The organism is Streptomyces sp. NPDC005303 (assembly GCF_040607335.1).
Lineage (GTDB): Bacteria > Actinomycetota > Actinomycetes > Streptomycetales > Streptomycetaceae > Streptomyces.
In genome coordinates, this window is sequence record NZ_JBEXGM010000015.1 from 23,498 (window position 1) to 43,685 (window position 20,188).

A 20,188-nucleotide genomic window follows, 5' to 3' on the forward strand; every position below is an offset into this window, starting at 1 on the left:
CTCTACGGGCCCACCCGGGGGTTACCGGCCAGTTGGCCGAACACGCGCTCCCAAAGCCGTCTCACCCCGGCCAGACGATCGACTGCACCTCGCTGTAGGCGTGCAGCGCGTACGACCCGCAGTCCCGGCCGACCCCGCTCCTGCGGAAGCCTCCGAACGGCGCCTCCATGTTGCGGCCGACGGTGTTGACCCCGACTCCCCCGGCCCGCAACTGTCGCGCCACGCGGAAGGCACGGGCGACGTCCGCCGACCAGACGTAGTCGATCAGGCCGTAGTCGCTGTCGTCGGCGAGGGCGATCCCCTCCTCCTCGTCGTCGAAGGGGGTCACGGTCACGACCGGGCCGAAGATCTCCTCACGGACCACCCGCATCTGCGGGCCGCAGTCGGCGAGGAGGGTCGGGGCGACGTAGAAGCCGCGCTCCAGGGGCGGCCGTTCACCGCCGACGACGACGGAAGCGCCCTCCTTGCGGCCCAGTTCGACGTACGACTCCACCCGCTCCCGGTGGGCCGCCGAGATCAGCGGCCCCACGACCGTCCCGGCCTCCCGAGGGTCCCCCACCTTCAACCTCTGCGCGTGAAGGGCGAGTTGTTCGACGAATCGTTCGTAGACGCCCCGCTGCACCAGCACCCGCGTCGGTGCCGTACAGATCTGTCCGCTGTAGAAGGAGAAGGTGGTCCCGATCCCGGCCACCGCCGACGCGAGGTCCGCGTCCTCGAAGACGACCGCCGCCCCCTTCCCGCCCAGCTCCATGAGCTGCCGCTTCATGGACCGCCCGCACACCTCGCCGATGCGCTGTCCGACCGCCGTGGAGCCGGTGAAGCTGACCATGTCGACGTCGGGCGAGTCGACGGCGGCCTCGCCGACCTCCACGGAACGGCCGCTCACCACGTTCACGACCCCGCGCGGCACCCCGGCGGCCTCCAGTGCCTCCGCCATGCGGTAGACGGAGAGGGGGTCCTGCGGGGCGGGCTTCACCACCACCGTGTTGCCCATCGCGAGCGCCGGGGCGATCTTCCCGGCGGGGTTCGCCCACGGGTTGTTGTACGACGTGATGCAGGTGACCACCCCGACGGCCTGACGGACGGCCAGCGCGCCCATCACCGCGGCCCTCCCCATCGGGCCGGCGTCGTTGACCTGCGGCGGGATCGCCCACTCCGCGGGCTCGACCCGCGCGTACCGCCGGAAGCGGGCGGCGGCCACGCCGACCTGCATGCCACGGGCCACACCCGTGGTCGCGCCGGTCTCGGCCTGCGCGAGCTCGGCGTACGGCACCAGGCGGGCGCGGATGATGTCGGCGGCGCGGGCCAGCACGGCGGCCCGCTCCTCCGGCGTCGTGCGCGACCACGGTCCGAAGGCCTCGCGGGCCGCGGCGCAAGCCGCGTGCACCTGATCCCGCGAGGCCTCCGGAGCCCATCCGACGGTCTCCTCGGTGGCCGGGTCGGCCACCGCGTAGTGACCGGCGTCCGGTGCCACCCACTCACCGCCGACGAACAGCGCCTGCTCCTCCGGCGCACTCACCTCGTGCTCACCGTCCGCGTGTCCCGCCCCGACCGCAGCACCCGGCCCGGTACGGCCCCGCTCACCACGTCGTCCCGGATCGCTTCGACCCCGTTGACCCACACGGCCCGTATCCCGATCGCCTTGGAGTCCAGCCGCGGACTGTCACCCGGCAGGTCGTGCACCAGGGTGGCCGTGCCCGCGGCGATGCGTTCCGGGTCGAAGAGGACGAGGTCCGCATGGAAGCCCTCCTGGATCCGCCCGCGCTCCCGCAGCCCGAACAGCCGGGCCGGGTCGTCGGTGAGCATCTTCACGGCCTGCTCCAACGAGGTGAGCTTGCGCCCGCGCAGACAGTCCCCGAGGAAGCGGGTCGTGTACGGCGCCCCGCACATCCGGTCCAGGTGCGCGCCCGCGTCGGACCCGCCGAGCAGTACGTCCTCGTGCTGCCAGGCCTCGGCACGCATCGCCCAGGACGCCGGGTCGTTGTCGGTGGGCATGGGCCACAGGACCGTACGCAAGGAGTCGGCCGCGCAGATCTCGACGAGCGCGGCGAACGGCTCCTGTCCGCGCTCGGCCGCGATGTCCTCCACGACCCGCCCGCTGAGCCCGCGGTTGGCGTCGCTGTAGGTGTCGCCGATGACGTACCGGCCGAAGTTGGTCAGCCGCCGGAAGACCCCGGCCTCCTTGGACTGGGACTGCCGGAGCAGCTCCCTCTGTACGTCCGGATCGCGCAGTTTCTCGATCCGCTCGGGGACGGGCAGCCCGAGGACCGGCCCCCACCCGGGGATGAGGTTGAGCGCGCAGAAGGTGCCCAGGGACATGTTCATCGGGGTGAGGATCGGCATGGTCAGGGCGACGACCCGGCCGCCCGCCTTCCTCGCCTGCTCACTCGCGAGCAGTTGCCTCGGCACCCGTTCCGGCACGGACGAGTCGATGGTCAGCACGTTCCAGTTCAACGGCCGCCCGGCCGCCGCGCTCATCTCCGCGAACAGCTCGATCTCGGCGTCGCTGAACTGGTCGAGGCAGCCGGCGACGATGGCCTCGATCTGTGTCCCCTCGTGCTCCCCGACGGCCCGGGAGAGCGCGAGGAGTTCGGCGGGCAGGGCGTGCCGGGACGCCACGGGCCTGCCGTCGCCGTCGGAGTGCGTGGAGGACTGGGTGGTGGAGAATCCCCAGGCCCCGGCGTCCATGGTGTCATGGAACAGCCGGAGCATCTCGGCCAGTTGCTCCTCGGAGGGCTGTCCTCCGACGGCGTCCGGCCCCATGACGTACCGCCGCAGCGCGCAATGCCCCACCATGAACCCGGCGTTGACGGCGATCCGCCCCTCCAGGGCGTCCAGGTACTCCCCGAAGGAACTCCAGGTCCAGGGCGCCCCCTCCTCCAGGGCGACCAGGGACATCCCCTCGACCTTGGACATCATGCGGCGGGTGTAGTCGGCGTCGTCCGGGCGGGCCGGGTTCAGCGGCGCGAGGGTGAAGCCGCAGTTGCCGGCGGCGACCGTGGTGACGCCGTGGTTGAGGGAGGGGGTCGCGTAGGGGTCCCAGAACAGCTGGGCGTCGTAGTGGGTGTGGGGGTCGACGAACCCGGGGGCGAGAACGAGCCCGGTGGCGTCCTCGGTGGTGCGGGCTTCTTCGGTGACGTTGCCGACGACAGCGATACGTCCGTCACGGATGCCGACGTCGGCTGCGAAGGAAGGCGCACCGGTCCCGTCGACGACGGCAGCGCCTTTGATGACGTGATCGAGCATGACGTTGCCTCCTTGGACAGGGGCCGGGATGCCCACCTAGGGGCGCGGGGAACTGCGCGACCAGCCGCAACGAACCCGCACCCGCCGACGAATGCTCAAGCCCCCTGACGGAACCGCGTAGTCCGATGCACAGGATCCGTGTCGATCTTCGGAATCACGTGCTCCCCGATGAGCCGGATCGTCTGGAGCGTCTCTTCCTTCGGCACCCCAACCGGCAGCCCGAAGCTCAGCTGGTCCGCCCCGGCCTGCTCCCACCGCTTGCACTGGCGGACCACCTCGTCCGGGTCACCGCAGATCAGCAGCTCCTCCTCGATGAGGAGTTCGACGAACTCGGCGGTGTACTCGGGCAGGGTCTCCGGCCATACGGGGAACCCCTCGGGCCGCGGGAAGGTGTCGTGGTACCTGAACACCAGGGACGGCAGATAGTGCAGCCCCCCGCGCACGGCGATCTCGATCGCCTCGGCGTGCGTCGGCGCGCAGATCGCCGTGGTCGTCACCATCACGTTGTCGTTGACGAAGTCCCCGATCGGCTCGGCGTCGACCACCGCCGTCTTGTACTGCTCCAGGACCCACTCCATGTCGGAGACCTTCTGCACGCTGAAGCCCAGCACCCCGAGCCCCTTGCGCGCGGCCATGGCGTACGACGGCGGCGACCCGGCGGCGTACCACATCGCGGGGTGCGACTTGCCGTACGGCTTGGGCAGCACCTTGCGCGGCGGGAGCTGCCAGTGCTTGCCCTGGAAGCCGACGTACTCGTCCTGGAGCCACATCCTGGGGAACTCGGCGATGGTCTCTTCCCAGATCTCCTTGGTGTAGTTCATGTCGGTCACCCCGGGGATGAAGCCGAGGATCTCGTGCGAGCCGGCCCCGCGCCCGCTGCCGAACTCGAAGCGGTTCTCGGTGAGATGGTCGAGCATGGCCACCTTCTCGGCGACCTTCACGGGGTGGTTGACCTGGGCGAGCGGATTGAAGATGCCCGACCCCAGGTGGATCCGCTCGGTGGCGTGCGCGAGGTAGCCCAGGAACACGTCGTTGGCGGAGAGGTGCGAGTACTCCTCCAGGAAGTGGTGCTCGGACGCCCAGGCGTACTTGAAGCCGGACCGGTCCGCCTGGATGACGTACTCGGTCTCCTCCATCAGCGCCTTGTGCTCGGCCAGCGGGTCGGTCTCGGCGCGCTTGCCCACGTATCCCTGTACAAAGAGCCCGAATTCCAAGGCGGGTCACCATCCCCGGTCCGAATATTTCTGACGGATCGTCAGTTTCGATGTGACTGTGGCACCACCGGCATGGAGGGTCAATAGCTGACGGTCAGTCAGATGACACTGACTCCCGCGAGCCAGCCGCCGTCGATCACGAACGGCTGCCCGGTGATGTACGACGAGTCGGCGGAGGTCAGGAACAGCGCGAGCGCCGCCACCTCCTCCGGCCGCCCGATCCGGCCGAGCGGCACGATCTTGCGGTAGAACCGGTCGAGCCCCCGGGAGGCCTCCGCCCCGTCCGCCGACGGGTCCAGGACGGCCGGGTTGGACATCGCGGTGTCGACGGCGCCGGGGCACATGGCGTTGACCCGGATACCGCGCGGTGCCAGCTCCAGCGCGGCGACCCGGGTGAGCCCGACGATCGCGTGCTTGGAGGCCGCGTAGGCGCCCACGCCCGCCATCCCGGTCACCCCGGTGTAGGAGGCGGTGTTCACGATCGTGCCCCCGTCGGACATGACCGGCCCGACGGCCCTGATGCCGAGGAAGCAGCCGACCTGGTTGACGTTCACGATCTGCATGAACTCGTCGAGGGGGGTGTCGAGAAGGGTGTTGAAGCGCAGGATGCCGGCGTTGTTGACGAGCCCGTCGACCCGCCCGTACTCCTCCACGGCGGCCCGTACCGCCCGCCGCCAGTCGGCCTCCTGACCCACGTCGAGGTGCACGTACAGCGCCCCGATCTCCTCGGCGAGCGCCTTCCCCTGCTCGTCCAGCACGTCCCCCACGACGACCTCGGCGCCCTCCTCGCGGAACAGCCGGGCCTCCTGCTCCCCCTGCCCGCGCGCCGCGCCGGTGACGAGCACGACACGTCCGTCCAGCTTGCCCATGCGGTGACTCCTCAGAGGTGGGGGGCGGTGTCGGCGCCGAACGCCGAGATCTGGTCGATGAGTTCCTGGCGGTCACGACTGCGGAAGCGCACCTGGATCTGGTCCACGCCCATCGCGCGGTAGGCGCGCAGGGACTCGGCGAGTTCCTCGGGCGTGCCGCTGAGCGTCCGACGGCCGACGTCCCAGGTGGGCGTGCCGAGGTAGAGCGGCTCGGCGATGGCCCCGACGGTGAACGGCCCGTCCAGGCCCGCCTGAGCCCGCAGCCGCCGTATCCGCTCGATCTGCGCGGGCAGCCGGTCCCGGGGGTCCCCCTGGGGCAGCCACCCGTCCCCCTTGAGGGCGGCCCGGCGTACGGCGGCCGGGGAGGAGCCCCCGACCCACACCGGGACGTGGGACTGGGTGGGCCGGGGACGCTGGCCGAGGTCGGCGAAGTCGTAGAGCTTGCCGTGGTGTTCGGGGAACTCGTCGGGGCCGAGGGCCTTTCGCAGCGCGTCGACCGACTCGTCGAGGACGGCCCCGCGTCCGGCGAAGTCGGCCCCGAGCGCCTCGAACTCCTCCTGGACGTGTCCCGCGCCGACCCCGAGGATCAGCCGTCCGCCACTGAGATGGTCGAGGGTGGCGTACTGCTTGGCGGTGAGGAGGGGGTGTCGCAGCCCGACGACGGCCACATGGCTGAGCAGCCGCACCCGTTCGGTCACGCCCGCCAGGTAGGCGAGGGTGGCGACCGGGTCGTACCAGACCGTGCTCATCGCGGAGGCGAGGCGGCGCGGGATCGCCACGTGGTCGCAGGCGGCGATGTACGCGAACCCGGCACGGTCGGCGGCCCGGGCCACCTCGGCGAGATCCCCGGCTCCCGCGGCTGCCTCCCAGGGCTCGGCGTAGATCGTGCTCTGGGACTGGACGGGGAGCTGGATGCCGTACTCGGTCACCGCGGTCCGCCCCACAGGCCGTCCGGGGTGAGACCGAGCAGCTCGATGGCGTTGCCGCGCACGATCCGCTCGACCACCTCGGCGTCCAGGTGTCCCATCTGGGCCTCGCCGACCTCGCGGGACTTCGGCCAGGTGGAGTCGGAGTGGGGGTAGTCGGTCTCGTAGAGGACGTTGCCGACGCCGATGGAGTCGAGGTTCTTCAGCCCGAAGGCGTCGTCGAAGAAGCAGCCGTAGACGTGCTCGGTGAACAGTTCCGACGGCGGGCGGTGGACCTTGTCGGCGACGCCGCCCCAGCCGCGGTTCTCCTCCCAGACGACATCGGCGCGCTCCAGGATGTAGGGGATCCAGCCGATCTGGCCCTCGGCGTACATGACCTTGAGGTTCGGGAAGCGCTCGAACTTGCCGCTCATCAGCCAGTCGACCATCGAGAAACAGCAGTTGGCGAAGGTGATCGTGGAGCCGACGGCGGGCGGGGCGTCGGCGGAGGTGGAGGGCATACGGCTGCTGGAGCCGATGTGCATCGAGATGACCGTGCCGGTCTCGTCGCAGGCGGCGAGGAAGGGGTCCCAGTCGTCGGAGTGGACGGAGGGCAGGCCCAGGTGCGGGGGTATCTCGGAGAAGGCGACGGCGCGGACCCCGCGGGCGGCGTTGCGGCGGACCTCCTCGGCGGCCAGTTCGGCGTCCCACAGCGGGATGAGGGTGAGCGGTATGAGCCGGCCCTGCGCGTCGGGGCCGCACCACTCCTCCACCATCCAGTCGTTGTAGGCCTGGACGCACAGCAGGCCCAGTTCGTGGTCCTCGGCCTCGGTGAAGGTCTGGCCGCAGAAGCGCGGGAAGGTCGGGAAGCAGACGGCGGACTGGACGTGGTTGACGTCCATGTCGGCGAGGCGCTGCGGGACGTCGTAGGAGCCGGGGCGCATCTGCTCGTAGGTGATGACCTCCAGCTTGATCTCGTCCCTGCTGTAGCCGACCGCGGTGTCGAGGCGGGTGAGGGGGCGCTGGAGTCCCTCGTACAGCCACCAGTCGCCGAGGGGGCCGTCCTCGCCGGGGGCGCCCATCACGGGCTTGAAGCGGCCGCCGAGGAAGCTGATCTCCTTCAGCGGGGCGCGGACTACGCGGGGGCCGGTGTCGAGGTACTTCTTCGGGAGCCGGTTCTGCCAGACGTCGGAGGGCTCCACCGTGTGGTCGTCGACGGAGATGATCTTCGGAAGTGCCGTCGTGGTCTCCATGGCGCTCACGGTAGCGCCGATCTGACGACCCGTCAGCTCTGCGTGCGCGGGGCGTTGTACCGGCGTTGGAGGTGGCCCCGGCCGGTTGGAGGACGGCAGGCGGGTCCGCCCGCGCGACCGACGGGCCCCGGACGCCCCCCCGCGGAGGCCCGGGCGTAGCCACCGGCAACCGGGCACTCGGCACCCGGCACCCATGAGCGAGTCCGTCCGGAACCGTCCGCCCCGCTCCCGGTGTCGTGTCGGGAGGTGGGTGCCGGCGGGGTCGTCGCGAGCGGTCCTGTGCGGAAGTGTGCGAAGAGAGCGCGAAGGGCTTGTGATATCCCGCGCGTCCTCCTGTGATCAGGCTCTCCACAGCTGACGCATCCGCCATGGACAAGGCAGACTGACGGGGTTGTAAACAGGCCCGAGGGGGACGGCGATGGACGGTGTACCGCGGGTGCCGGAGCAGAGGCGCCCCGGCTCCTCGGCGGGGGCCGGGCAGGACACGGGTGCCGCGGGGGAACCCGCGCCGCTGTGCTTCCGCGTGCTCGGCCCGGTGCGCGCCCGGCGCGGCGAGGAACTGCTGAACACCGGCTCCCCCCAGCAACGCGCCCTGCTCGCCGCCCTGTTGCTGCGTGAGGGCCGTACCGCGACCGCCGCCGAGCTGATCGACGCCCTGTGGGGCGAGGAGCCCCCGTCCCAGGCGCTGGCCGCCGTGCGCACGTACGCCTCCCGGCTCCGCAAGATCCTCGACCCCGGGATCCTGGTCAGCGAGTCCGGCGGTTACGCGATCCGCGGGCTCGGCGAGGACGCGCTGGACCTCGTCGCCGCCCAGGAACTGGCCACCGAGGCGGAGAAGGCCAGAAGCGCCGGGGACCTGTGCCACGCGCGGGACGCCCTGACCCGGGCGCTGGGGCTGTGGGACGGCGAGGTGCTGGCGGGGGTGCCGGGACCGTACGCCGAGGCACAGCGCGTGCGGCTGGAGGAGTGGCGGCTGCAACTCCTCGAATCCCGCCTCGACATGGACCTGGAGCAGGGCTGCCACGCGGAGGCGGTCTCCGAACTCACCGCTCTCACCGCCGAGCACCCCCTGCGCGAGCGGCTCAGGGAGCTGCTCATGCTCGCCCTGTACCGCAGCGGCCGGCAGGCGGAGGCCCTCGCCGTCTACGCCGACACCCGCCGCCTGCTCGCCGACGAACTCGGCGTCGACCCCCGCGCCGGTCTGCGCGAGCTCCAGCAGCGCATCCTCCAGGCCGACCCCGGCCTCGCGGAACCCTCCTCCCCGCAGCCCGAACCGGTCGCCGCCCCCGTCCGCCCCGCGCAACTACCGGCGACCGTCCCGGACTTCACCGGTCGCGCCGCCTTCGTCACCGAACTGAGCGAGGTGCTCGCATCCGGCTCCGAGGGCCGGGTGATGGCGGTCTCCGCGCTGGCCGGCATCGGCGGCGTCGGCAAGACCACGCTGGCCGTGCACGTGGCCCACCAGTCCCGTGCCGCCTTCCCCGACGGACAGCTCTACGTCGACCTCCAGGGTGCCGGCGCCCGGGCCGCCGACCCGGAGACGGTCCTCGGCGCCTTCCTCAGAGCCCTCGGCACCGCCGACTCGGCGATCCCCGGCTCCCTGGAGGAACGGGCCGCCCTGTACCGCTCGGTCCTGGACGGCCGCCGGGTCCTCGTCCTGCTCGACAACGCGCGCGACGCGGCCCAGGTGCGGCCCCTGCTGCCGGGCACCGAGGGCTGCGCGGCCCTCGTGACCTCCCGGGTCCGGATGGTCGACCTCGCCGGCGCCCACCTGGTCGACCTGGACGTCATGTCCCCCGACGAGGCACTCCAGCTCTTCACGAAGATCGTCGGCGAGGAGCGGGTCGCCTCCGAGCGCAAGGCCGCCCTCGACGTGGTCGCCGCCTGCGGCTTCCTCCCGCTCGCCATCCGCATCGCCGCCTCCCGTCTGGCGGCCCGCCGCACCTGGACGGTCTCGGTCCTCGCGGCGAAGCTCGCCGACGAACGCCGGCGCCTCGACGAACTCCAGGCCGGTGACCTCGCGGTGAAGGCCACCTTCGAACTCGGCTACGGCCAGCTGGAGCCCGCCCAGGCCCGCGCGTTCCGGCTGCTGGGCCTCGCCGACGGCCCGGACATCTCGCTGGCCGCGGCCGCCGCCGTACTGGATCTTCCCGTCGAGGACACCGAGGACCTCCTGGAGGCCCTCGTCGACACCTCACTGCTGGAGTCGGCGGCGCCCGGCCGCTACCGGTTCCACGATCTCGTACGGCTCTACGCGCGTGCGTGCGCCGAACGCGACGAGTGGCCGCCCAGCGAGCGGGCGGCCGCCCTGTCCCGGCTCCTCGACTTCTACCTGGCCACCGTCGCGGGTGTGTACCTGATCGAACGGCCCGGGGACCGGCTGGTGGACCATCTGGCCACCCCGGAGTACCCGGGGCTGGTCTTCGCCGACCGGCACGCGGCACAGGACTGGCTGTACGCGGAAGCGGTGTCGCTCCTCGCGTGCGTACGCCAGTCCGCCGGGTCCGGCTTCCTGCGACGCGCGGTCGACCTCCTGTGGGCCGCCGTGGACCTGGCGGAGTCCGGCACCAACTCCAAGGCGTACGAAGGTGTCGCCTCGGCCCTGCGAGAGGCCGCGCGCGAGGCCCGGGACTCCGCGGCGGAGGCCCGGGCGCTGATCACGCTGGCCTACGCCCACAGCGTCACCGGCCGCTTCGACCTGGCCGACGAGGAGGCCGCCCGCGCCCACGAACTGACCGTCGCCTCCAGTGATCCGCTGGCGGGCAGCTGGGCGAACAACATCCTCGGGGTGATCGCGGTCTACCAGAGCCGCAACGAGGACGGCGAGGCCCATCTCACCAGCGCCATCGAGGGCTTCCGCGCCTGCGACGACCCCACCGGCGAGGCGAGCGCCCTGTGCAACCTCTCCCGCATCCACCTGGCGGGCGGCCGCACCGAGACAGCGGTCTCGCTGGCCCGGCAGGGCATGGAGATGTACGACGCCATGGGCCACGCCCTCAAGGGCGCCAACGCCCGCTACGCGCTGGGCCTCGCGCTCACCCAGCACGGCAGGCTGGGTGAGGCGACCGAGCGCCTCCAGGAGGCCCTGACGGTGTTCCAGGACAGCCGTCAGCGCCTGTGGGAGGGCATGTCCATGTTCCGCCTGGCGGAGGCCGACCTGACCGCGCTGCGACCGGCGCAGGCCGCCTCGAACGCCGAGACGGCCCTGACCGTGCTGCGCGGCATCGGCGGCGACTGGCGCCGGGCCAACGTCCTCGTGGTCCTCGGCCACGCCCTGAGCGGCATCGGCCAGCCCGGCCGCGCGCAGGTCTGCTGGCGGGAGGCCCTGGACCTCTTCGAGGCCCTCGACGCCCCCGAGGCGGACTCGGTGCGGGCCCTGCTCTCACCGCTCGCACTCGCCTAGGAGCGACCTTCCCGGGGGCCGGGACGGGAGGGGCCGGGAGGCCGGGGAGCGGACGTTCATCATTCGTTTATCGCCGACAGGCACTCTCGTCCTGTCGTTCCGTCGCGTCGGGGGGCAGGCGGGTCGACCTGGACCGTTGCACTACGGTGTGCGGTCGCACCACCGGCCCGGCGACCCTCGGGGGAGTCGCCGGGCCGGGCAACAGATCAGCATCCGAACTGTCAGGGGAGGCAGTCCCATGAGCGACAAGAACACCACCGACAACATCCACGCCACCGACGTCGAGGACGAGACGCCGGTGAGCACGGACAACATCCACGCCACGAGCGAGCCGCTCAAGGCCGCCGCGCTCAAGGCGGACGAGGGCACGGCCGAGGCCGGCACGGACAACATCCACGCCACGGACGAGCCCGTCTGACCGGACTCCTTCCCGCACGGGGATCGGCCGCGGCGGCGCGGAGGGGGAGCCGCCGCGGCCGAGGCGTGTCCGGGGGCCGGCCGTTCAGGCCGGTCCCCGGCGCAGTTCGCCCTTGACCACCTTCCCGCTCGCGTTCCTCGGCAGCCGCGCCACGAACTCCACGGTCCGCGGCACCTTGTAGTTGGCCATCTCCCGGCGGGCCCAGGCGATCAGGTCGTCGGCGGTCAGGACCGCATCGGGGCGGCGGACCACGTACGCCCTGCCGACCTCGCCCAGCCGCGCGTCGGGCACACCGACGACCGCCACGTCGGCCACCGCCGGGTGCAGGCCGAGCAGTTGCTCGATCTCCGCCGGGTACGCGTTGAAGCCGCCGACGATGAACATGTCCTTCAGCCGGTCGGTGATCCGCAGGTTGCCCGCCGCGTCCAGGACGCCGATGTCGCCGGTGCGCAGCCAGCCGTCCTCGGTCACCGCCTCCGCGGTGGCCGCCTCGTCCTGGTAGTAGCCGCGCATCACGTTGAACCCGCGGACCAGGACCTCACCGGGCTCCCCGTCCGGCGCCTCGACCCGCACCTCGGTGCCGGGGATGGCCCGCCCGGAGGTCGACGCGATCACCGGCAGCGGATCGCCGCGCCGGCACATGGTCACGATGCCGCTCGCCTCCGAGAGGCCGTACGCGGTCAGGACCGTCTCCACGCCCAGCTCGCCGTGGAGTTGCTCGACCAGTCTGAGCGGCACCACCGCCGCGCCCGTGACCACCAGGCGCAGGGCGGACAGGTCGTGGGAGGTGCGCGCCGGGTGGTCCAGGAGGGACTGGTGGAGGGTGGGCGGGCCCGGCAGCACCGAGACCCGTTCCGCCGCGATGTTCGCCAGCACGGTGTCCACGCCGAACACCGGCTGCGGGATCATCGTCGCCCCGCGCATCAGACAGGCGATCACCCCGGCCTTGTAGCCGAAGGTGTGGAAGAAGGGGTTGACGATCAGGTAGCGGTCGCCGTGCCGCAACCCGGCCAGCTCGCACCAGACCTCGTACGCCCGCAGGGTCTGCTCGTGGGTGATCACCGCACCCTTGGGGCGGCCCGTCGTGCCGGACGTGAAGACGATGTCCGAGGGCCGGTCGGGGGCCACGGCGGCGGCCCGCGCCCGCACCTCCGCCTCCCCCACCGCGTCCCCGCTCGCCAGGAATTCCTTCCAGGTGCGGTAGTCGGCGGGGGCGTCGTCCGACAGCACCACCACCTGCTCCAGGTCCGGCAGCCCCGGTCCCTCCGCGACCGCCCGGCGCAGGGAGGCCACGTACGACGTGCCCAGGAAGGTGCCGGTGACGAACAGCAGCCGGGTCCCGCTCCTGCGTAACACGTCCGCGGCCTCGGTGCCCTTGAAGCGGGTGTTGAGGGGCACCAGGACCGCCCCGGCCGACACCGCGCCCAGCGCCGCGACCATCCAGTCCAGGGAGTTGGGAGCCCAGACGGCCACCCGGTCGCCGGGCCGTACGTCGTTCGCCACGCACGCGGCCGCCGCCCGCTCCACGCGGGCGCCCAACTCGCCGTAGGTGACCCGGTTACGGCCCTCGACGACCGCCTCCGTGGCGGCGTACCGCCGCGCGGCCCAGCCGACCAGCTCCGGGATGCTCCGCCACTCCACATCGGCCTCCCCGAAAGCGGAAACTGCGTTAGCTGACTATCCGTCAGATTAGCTGTAGCCTGACGGGCTGTCAGCAGGCCTCACAGTGTGCGGAGGTGCGTGCAGCGTGACCCTCAAGGACGCCACGGCGATCGTCGGCATCGGACGGACTCCCTTCGCCAGACGACTCGCCGAGGACGAGAGAACCCTGGCCTGCCGGGCCGTGCTCGCCGCCCTCGACGACGCCGGGATCGACCCGGGCGAGGTCGACGCCCTGGCCTCGTACACCATGGAGGAGACGGACGAGGTCGAACTGGCGAAGGCCGTCGGCTTCGGCGACCTCACCTTCTTCAGCAAGGTCGGCTACGGCGGCGGCGGTTCGTGCGCGACGGTCGCCCACCTCGCCGCGGCGATAGCGAGCGGCCAGGCCACGGTCGGGGTCGCCTGGCGCTCGCGGAAGCGCGGGTCCGGCCCCCGCCCCTGGACGAACACGACCGTCCAGCTCCCCACCCCCGCCCAGTGGACGAGACCTTTCGGCCTGCTCCGCCCGGCCGACGAGATCGCGATGCTCACCCGCCGCTACATGCACGAGTACGGCGCGACCCGCGACCACCTCTTCAACGTCGCCCTCGCCTGCCGCAACCGGGCCAACCAGAACCCCGCCGCGATCATGTACGACCGCCCCCTGACCCGCGAGATGTACATGACCTCCCGCTGGATCAGCGAACCGCTCTGCCTCTTCGACAACTGCCTGGAGACGGACGGGGCGTTGGCCTGTGTGCTGGTCAGCCGGGAGCGCGCCCGGGACTGCCCGAACACCCCCGTCTACGTCCACTCCGCCGCCCAGGGCCTGCCCGCCCAGCATCACGGCATGGTCAACTACTGGAACGACGACCCGCTCACCGGACCCGCCTGGACGGCCGCCCGACACCTGTGGAAACACGCCGACTTCACCCCGCAGGACGTCGACGTGGCCCAGATCTACGACGCGTTCACCGCCCTCGTCCCGCTCTCCCTGGAGGGCTACGGCTTCTGCGGTCGCGGGGAGGGCGGCGCCTTCACGGAGGGCGGTGCCCTGGAGATCGGCGGACGACTGCCGATCAACACCGGGGGCGGGGGGCTGTCCGAGGCCTACGTGCACGGCTTCAACCTCATCGACGAGGGCGTACGGCAGCTGCGCGGGGCCAGCACCGCCCAGGTGCCGGACGCCGCGACCTGCCTCGTCACCGCCGGCGAGGGCGTCCCCACCTCCGCCCTGCTGCTGACCAACAGGAGCTGACATGCTCGAACCGGTGAAGGACTCCACGGGCGCCCCCTTCTGGCAGTACGCCGCCCGGGGCGAACTGCGCGTCCAGGTCTGCGCCGACTGCGGCGAACCCCGCTTCCCGCCCCGGCCCTGCTGCCCGCACTGCCGGTCCTTCGGCACCGAGTGGCGTCCGGTCTCCGGGCGCGGCCGCATCTGGTCCTACGTCGTCCCGCACCCGCCCCTGCTCCCCGACTACGCGGCGCAGGCGCCGTACAACGTGATCGTGGTCGAACTGGAGGAGGCGCCGCGGGTACGGCTGGTCGGCAATCTGGTCACCGCGGCCGGGGCGCCGCTCAACTCCCTTGATCCGCAACGGATCCGGATCGGCGCCCGGGTGCACGTGGTGTTCTCCGACGGACTTCCGCAGTGGGTGCTGGCGTGACCGGCCTGCGGATGACCGCCGACAAGGACACCGGGGTAGCGGTCGTCACCCTCGACCGGCCGCACCGGCACAACGCCATCGACCTGGCCCTGCGGGACGAACTCGTCGGGGTGTGGCGGGAGCTGCGCTTCGACGACACCGTACGGGCGGTCGTCCTGACCGGTGCCGGGCAGCGGGCCTTCTGCACCGGCCTCGACCGGGACGCCGAGGTGCCGCAGCCGGACTCCCCCTACATGGCGGACGATCCGCTTCTGCACGTCGGCCCGAAGTCCAACGACCTCTGGAAGCCGGTCATCGCCGCCGTGAACGGAATGGCCTGCGGCGGGGCCTTCTACCTCCTCGGCGAGTGCGACTTCCTCGTCGCCGACCCGAACGCCACCTTCTTCGACCCGCACACCACCTACGGGATGGTCAGCGCCTACGAGTCGGTGCTCATGGCGCAGCTGATGCCGCACGGGGAGGCCGCGCGGACGGCGCTCATGGGGACGGCGGAACGGCTCTCCGCCGAACGCGCCCACGCCATCGGACTGGTCACCGAACTCACCGAGCCGGGCGGGGCGTCGGCGGCCGCGACCGCTGCCGCGTCGGTGATCGCCGGGTACCCGACGGAGGGGGTGCAGGGCACCGTCCGCGCGCTCTGGGCGGCCAAGGAGACCGCCGTGGCACAGGGGTTCGCGCAGGCGCCGCATCTCATCGCGCTCGGGAACCTGCCCCTGGACCGGCAGAGCGAACTGTTCCGTTCCCGGCAGGCCGCATTCAGGTTGCGTTAGCAATTTCGGTGTCCTGTACAGGCGTATGCTCACCCCATGGTTGAACACCGCATGGTCGACGTGAACGGTATACGGCTGCACATCGCGGAGGAGGGCGAGGGACCGCTCGTCGTGCTGCTGCACGGCTTCCCGGAGTCCTGGCACTCGTGGCGCCACCAGTTCGGCCCGCTGGCCGCCGCCGGATTCCGGGTGGTCGCACCCGACCAGCGCGGATACGGCACCAGCGACCACCCCGAGGACGTGTCGGCGTACAGCATCCTCCACCTGGTCGGGGATGTCGTCGGTCTCGTCCACGCGCTGGGCGAGGAGACGGCGTTCGTCGTCGGGCACGACTGGGGGGCGCCGGTCGCGTGGCACACCGCGCTGCTGCGGCCCGATGTGGTGCGCGGGGTGGCGGGGCTGAGCGTGCCGCCACCGTTCCGGGGTGAGCGGCCGCCGCTGGCGACCATGCGGGAGCGGTTCGACGGGCACTTCTACTGGAACTATTTCAACCAGCCCGGGGTGGCAGACGCCGAGTTCGGCGCCGACCCCCGTTCCGCCCTGCGCAGGCTGCTGGTCGGCGCCTCGGGCGACGGCGAGGGCGGCGGGCGCTACGAGCAGGCCCTGGTGACCGACCTGGACCGCGGCTGGCTCGCGGACATGCCCGACCCCGAGGTGCTCCCCGACTGGCTCACCGAGCAGGACCTCGACGAACTCGCCGAGAGCTTCGCCAAGGGCTTCACCGGCGCCCTCAACTGGTACCGCAACCTGGACCGCAACTGGGAGCTGACGGCGCCCTGGCACGGCGCGAGGGTCACCCCGCCCGCCCTGTACATGTACGGCGACCGGGACCTGGTCCCCGCGTTCCCCGGCACCCCGGAACTGATCGAGCGCCTGCCGGAACTGATGCCGAACCTGGTCCGCGACCCGGTCCTGCTGCCGGGCTGCGGTCACTGGACCCAGCAGGAACGCCCGGCCGAGGTGAACGCGGCGATGGTCGGCTTCCTGACCGGGCTGCGGGGCTGACGGTCAGTTCACCAGGTCGGCTTCCGGCTCGACCAGGCAGTGGTCGAGCTTCGCCAGAACGGCCCGACTCGCCGGCACCTGGATCCTCGACGTGCCTCTCGCGGACACCGAGATCTGCTTGTCCCCGGAGCTCAGCGTCCCGCCGGAGGCGTCGGTGAAGGAGAACTCCACCTCGAAGGTGGCCTGACGGCTGTTCGGGTTGCTGACCTCGACCGTGGCGTAGGGAGTCGCCTTCGTCGCACAGCTCACCAGCACGGCCGAGCCGTCCTGGAGCGCCGAAGCACGGCGGGTGCTGGTGGTCCGGGGTGTGTAGCTGTCGTGGTTCTGGCTGGAGCTGCTGCATCCCCCGCCACTGTCCCCGTCACTGTGGCTCCTGTGCCGCCCGCTGCTCTTGTGACCGCTGGAGAACCCCGTCAGCGCGAGGACCACCGTCGCCATGACCGCCGTGAACCTGAGAACCCGCCCCCGTGAATGCATGGGATCACCCTAACGGGGGCCACCGACATCCCGATCAGGTGGCCCTGGCGGTCCCCGTCCCCTTCTCCGCGTCCAGGGCGTACACGCAGCGGTCCTTGCTGCACGCGTACACGACCCCGTCCCTGACCACCGGCGACCCGGTGATCTCCCCGCCGGTCGCGAGCTTCCAGCGCAGGCGGCCGTCGTCGGCCTTCAGGGTGTAGAGCAGATGGTCGGTGGACCCGAAGTGGATACGGCCCTCGGCGACCGCGGGCGCCCCCACGATGTCCCCGCCGGCCTGGAACCGCCACTTCGGCGTGCCGGTGACGGCGTCCAGCGTGTACAGGCCCTTGCCGCTGCCCACGTGGACATGGCCCGCGGCCACCAGCACCGGCTCGACCGACGCCCGGGCCTCGGTGGCGATGCGCCAGCGGTCGCGGCCGTCGGTCGCGTCGAGGGCGTAGACGGTGCCGAGGTAGTCGGCGAGGTACACCCCGCCGCCCGTCACCGCGGCCCCCGGCACGAAGGTCGGCGGGCACAGGAAGACCGCCGGGGCCTCGAAGTGCCAGCGCACCCGTCCGCTCACCACGTCGAGGGCCATGACGCGCGTCCCGGCCGAGATGTACACGAACCCGTCGTGGGCCTGGGCCACCCGGACCGGCACGCCGCCGCAGGAGGCCGCGTCACCGATGGGGAAGGCCCAGCGCTCCTCGCCGGTGCGGGCGTCCAGGGCGCGCAGGCGGCCCTCCTGCCAGACGTAGACCGTGCCCTCGTGGAGCGCGGGTCCGGCCTCGGGGGACTCGAAGTCGGTCTGACAGCCGGAGATCTCCCAGAGTTTCTGGCCGCCCGCGGCGTCCCACGCCTGGACGCCGCCGCCGCGCGTGCCGGTGACGACCGTGCCCCGCTCGGCCTTCAGGGAGTACACCCAGGCGTCGGTGTTCAGCCGCCACTGGTCGGCGCCCTCGCGGGCGTCGAGCGCGAAGAGGGTGGGGCCGTCGGAGGCGTGGATACGGCCGTCCGCGACCGCCATCGACCAGGCCACGTCCCGTGTCTTGAAACGGCGGCGGCCGGTGCCGACGTCCAGGGCGTGCACCTCGAAGGAGGTGACGTAGACGAGGTCCCCGGCGACGGCCGGGGTGCCCCACACGTCGTTCGACATGCGGAACCGCCAGGGCCGCCAGCCGGCCGCGGTCTCCGGCGGCACGGGCGGGGGCGCCGGTACGGCCGGGCCCACGGCGGCGTCGGTGCCGTTGACGCCGGGGCGCGGCCGGGACCAGGAGGCGACCAGGCCGGCCTCCGGCGGGGGTGCCTTCACCGCGGCGGCCCGGGCGTCGGCGACGCGCGGTCCCGGCCCGATGGGCACCTGGGCACCGGCGAGACGCACCGGGCCGGTGTCGGGAGCGCCGACGGGCACGGGCGCGGGCTGAGGCGGGTCGTAGGAGGGCGGCGGCGGTACGGCGGGGCGGCCGCCTCCGCCGCGGGCGCCGACGGCCTGGGTGGGCGCCGGGCGGCCACCGCGCCTCGACTCGATCATCGTGACGGCCTTCTCGGGCAGCCACGCCGACGCCGTACCGCTGTCGTCGGAGCCGGAGCCGAAGAGGTGGGGTGCCAGCTGGGCCTGGAGGTCGGCCGGGTTGGGGCGGGCGGTGGCGTCCATCTGCATGCAGGACTCGATGAGCGGACGCAGCTCGTCCGGGAGGCCTTCCAGGTCCGGGCCCTCGCGCAGCAGCATGAAGACCGTCTCGACCGGGTTGGCGCCGTGGAAGGGCGGGTGGCCGGTGGCGGCGAAGACCAGCATGGAGCCGAGCGAGAAGACGTCGCTGGCGCCGGTGACGCTGCGGGAGTCCTTGGCCTGCTCGGGCGACATGTAGGCGGGGGTGCCGACGGCGACGTTGGTCATCGTCAAACGGGTGTTCGAGACACCGGACGCGATGCCGAAGTCGATCACCCGGGGGCCGTCCTCGACCACCAGGACGTTGGAGGGCTTGAGGTCGCGGTGGACCAGGCCCGCGCCGTGGATGGACTGGAGGGCCTCGGCCACGCCCGCCGCGAACCAGCGCACCGCCTGGGCCGGGAGCGGCCCGCACTCGTTCACTATCTCTTCGAGGGAGGGCGCGGGGACGTACGCGGTGGCCAGCCACGGCACGGCCGCGCGCGGGTCGGCGTCGACCACGGCCGCCGTGTAGAAGCCGGAGACCGCCCGGGCCGCCTCCACCTCGCGGGTGAAGCGGACGCGGAAGAGCTGGTCCTCGGCGAGCTCCGTACGGACCGTCTTGATCGCCACGCGCCGGCCCGACGCCGAGCGCGCGAGATAGACCAGCCCCATGCCGCCCGCACCGAGCCGTCCCAGCACCTCGAACGGCCCGATCCTGCGCGGATCGTGCTGCGTCAGCTGATCCACCACTCTGCCTGCCACCTCCCCGTACAAGCCGCGCCACCCACATATGTACGCGACCCCGTGCAGCGTCTCACCACCGAACCGCCATGGCGGCACGCAACCCTGATTCTTCCTGGCCGGAGGCCTGGTGGCGAACCCGAGGTCAAATGGGGTGTCTCACCTCAAAGCGGAACCTTCTACCGCTCCGATCGCTCCGACCGCTCCAGAATGGCGAACGACGCTCCCTGATTGTCGGTGACGACGGCCACATTTCCGTACGACGTCTCGAATGGCGGCGCCTGGACCCGTCCGCCGAGCCGGCTGACCGTCCCGAGCGCGCTCTCGCAGTCCTCGACGGCGAAGTGCACGAGGAAGTGGGGCGGCATCTCGGCGGGGAAGACGTCGGAGACGAGGGCCCGGCCGAAGTCGGGGTGCGCCTCGGGTCCGAAGAGGGCGTCGTGGAAAAGCCCGCCGTAGAAAGTGTTGGCGGCCTCGGTGTCGCGCGCGTAGAGCTCGGCCCAGGCGAAGGTGCCGGGCTCGCGCCGGGCGCCGAAGCCGGAGTGGCTGCCCGGCTCCCAGAGGCCGAAAACGGCCCCCTCCGGGTCGGTGACCAGCGCGGACGTGCCCAGCTCACCGACCGGCACGGGCGCGGTGACGACCTGTCCACTGGCCGCCCAGATCCGGTCGGCGAGGTTCTCGATGTCCGGGGTGGCGAAGTAGACCGTCCACACGGTGGGCATGCGGCCGTCCGCCTTGTGGGCGAGGGCGGCGACGGGGCGGCCCTTGTGATGGGCCCACACCGAACCCCCGTGGGCGTCCTCGAAGGTCCATCCGAAGAGCTCACCGTAGAACCGCTTCCCGGCGGCCACGTCGGGCAGCTGGGCGTCCACCCAGCAGGGGACGCCCTCGCCGTATCCCGTTCCGTCTGCGGATGCCCTGTTTTCGGCCATACCGTCAAAGTAAC

16 protein-coding genes are annotated in these 20,188 nt (G+C 72.1%); 6 read left to right on the plus strand and 10 right to left on the minus strand.

The features are described from left to right. Positions 1 to 61: 61 nt before the first annotated feature. The 6 genes from ABZT93_RS21730 to ABZT93_RS21755 form a co-directional block, all read right to left on the minus strand. Positions 62 to 1,519 carry an aldehyde dehydrogenase family protein gene (locus ABZT93_RS21730; RefSeq protein WP_356106671.1) on the minus strand — a complete coding sequence of 486 codons (1,458 nt, stop codon included), beginning with the start codon at positions 1,517 to 1,519 and terminating at the stop codon, positions 62 to 64. Then, positions 1,516 to 3,246, minus strand: coding sequence for a D-aminoacylase (locus ABZT93_RS21735; protein WP_356106672.1), 1,731 nt, complete (start codon positions 3,244 to 3,246; stop codon positions 1,516 to 1,518). Before ABZT93_RS21735 ends, ABZT93_RS21730 begins: the two co-directional genes overlap by 4 nt. Positions 3,247 to 3,341: 95 nt before the next feature. Beyond that, on the minus strand, positions 3,342 to 4,460 hold the full coding sequence (locus tag ABZT93_RS21740; RefSeq protein ID WP_356106674.1) for an LLM class flavin-dependent oxidoreductase: 1,119 nt from the start codon (positions 4,458 to 4,460) through the stop codon (positions 3,342 to 3,344). Positions 4,461 to 4,558: 98 nt separating this feature from the next. After that, positions 4,559 to 5,329, minus strand: a complete 771-nt coding sequence (locus tag ABZT93_RS21745) for an SDR family oxidoreductase (RefSeq protein ID WP_356106676.1) — start codon at positions 5,327 to 5,329, stop codon at positions 4,559 to 4,561. 11 nt (positions 5,330 to 5,340) lie between these two features. Further along, positions 5,341 to 6,258, minus strand: coding sequence for an LLM class F420-dependent oxidoreductase (locus ABZT93_RS21750; protein ID WP_356106678.1), 918 nt, complete (start codon positions 6,256 to 6,258; stop codon positions 5,341 to 5,343). Then, positions 6,255 to 7,496: an amidohydrolase family protein gene (locus ABZT93_RS21755; protein WP_356106679.1), complete on the minus strand. Its 1,242-nt coding sequence runs from the start codon at positions 7,494 to 7,496 to the stop codon at positions 6,255 to 6,257. The genes ABZT93_RS21750 and ABZT93_RS21755 overlap by 4 nt, the downstream gene beginning before the upstream one ends. A gap of 409 nt (positions 7,497 to 7,905) precedes the next feature. On the opposite strand from ABZT93_RS21755, the gene ABZT93_RS21760 reads away from it, so the two are divergent. Further along, a complete protein-coding gene (locus ABZT93_RS21760) occupies positions 7,906 to 10,890 on the plus strand; it encodes a BTAD domain-containing putative transcriptional regulator (RefSeq protein ID WP_356106680.1) in 2,985 nt (994 codons plus the stop codon). Between the two features lie 238 nt (positions 10,891 to 11,128). Continuing rightward, positions 11,129 to 11,308 (plus strand): hypothetical protein, encoded by a 180-nt coding sequence (locus ABZT93_RS21765; RefSeq protein ID WP_356106681.1) that lies wholly within the window; start codon positions 11,129 to 11,131, stop codon positions 11,306 to 11,308. 84 nt (positions 11,309 to 11,392) lie between these two features. Here the strand turns inward: ABZT93_RS21765 and ABZT93_RS21770 are convergent, their stop codons facing one another. Continuing rightward, positions 11,393 to 12,949: a FadD3 family acyl-CoA ligase gene (locus ABZT93_RS21770; protein WP_356106682.1), complete on the minus strand. Its 1,557-nt coding sequence runs from the start codon at positions 12,947 to 12,949 to the stop codon at positions 11,393 to 11,395. 106 nt (positions 12,950 to 13,055) lie between these two features. Here ABZT93_RS21770 and ABZT93_RS21775 point away from each other — a divergent pair, with 106 nt between their 5' ends. The 4 genes from ABZT93_RS21775 to ABZT93_RS21790 are packed head-to-tail and all read left to right on the plus strand — an operon-like array spanning position 13,056 to position 16,391. Continuing rightward, positions 13,056 to 14,207: a lipid-transfer protein gene (locus ABZT93_RS21775; protein WP_356106683.1), complete on the plus strand. Its 1,152-nt coding sequence runs from the start codon at positions 13,056 to 13,058 to the stop codon at positions 14,205 to 14,207. A 1-nt stretch (position 14,208) separates the two neighbouring features. Further along, positions 14,209 to 14,616, plus strand: coding sequence for an OB-fold domain-containing protein (locus ABZT93_RS21780; RefSeq protein WP_356106686.1), 408 nt, complete (start codon positions 14,209 to 14,211; stop codon positions 14,614 to 14,616). 11 nt (positions 14,617 to 14,627) lie between these two features. Continuing rightward, positions 14,628 to 15,386 (plus strand): enoyl-CoA hydratase/isomerase family protein, encoded by a 759-nt coding sequence (locus ABZT93_RS21785; RefSeq protein ID WP_356107002.1) that lies wholly within the window; start codon positions 14,628 to 14,630, stop codon positions 15,384 to 15,386. 36 nt (positions 15,387 to 15,422) lie between these two features. Continuing rightward, positions 15,423 to 16,391, plus strand: coding sequence for an alpha/beta hydrolase (locus ABZT93_RS21790; protein ID WP_356106688.1), 969 nt, complete (start codon positions 15,423 to 15,425; stop codon positions 16,389 to 16,391). A gap of 3 nt (positions 16,392 to 16,394) precedes the next feature. On the opposite strand, the gene ABZT93_RS21795 is transcribed toward ABZT93_RS21790, so the two are convergent. The 3 genes from ABZT93_RS21795 to ABZT93_RS21805 form a co-directional block, all read right to left on the minus strand. After that, positions 16,395 to 16,868, minus strand: coding sequence for a hypothetical protein (locus tag ABZT93_RS21795; RefSeq protein WP_356106690.1), 474 nt, complete (start codon positions 16,866 to 16,868; stop codon positions 16,395 to 16,397). A gap of 34 nt (positions 16,869 to 16,902) precedes the next feature. Further along, the gene (locus tag ABZT93_RS21800; RefSeq protein ID WP_356106692.1) at positions 16,903 to 19,251 is read right to left on the minus strand and encodes a serine/threonine-protein kinase; all 2,349 of its coding nucleotides are present in this window, start codon (positions 19,249 to 19,251) and stop codon (positions 16,903 to 16,905) included. 170 nt (positions 19,252 to 19,421) lie between these two features. Then, the gene (locus tag ABZT93_RS21805; protein WP_356106694.1) at positions 19,422 to 20,174 is read right to left on the minus strand and encodes a VOC family protein; all 753 of its coding nucleotides are present in this window, start codon (positions 20,172 to 20,174) and stop codon (positions 19,422 to 19,424) included. Positions 20,175 to 20,188 lie beyond the last annotated feature (14 nt).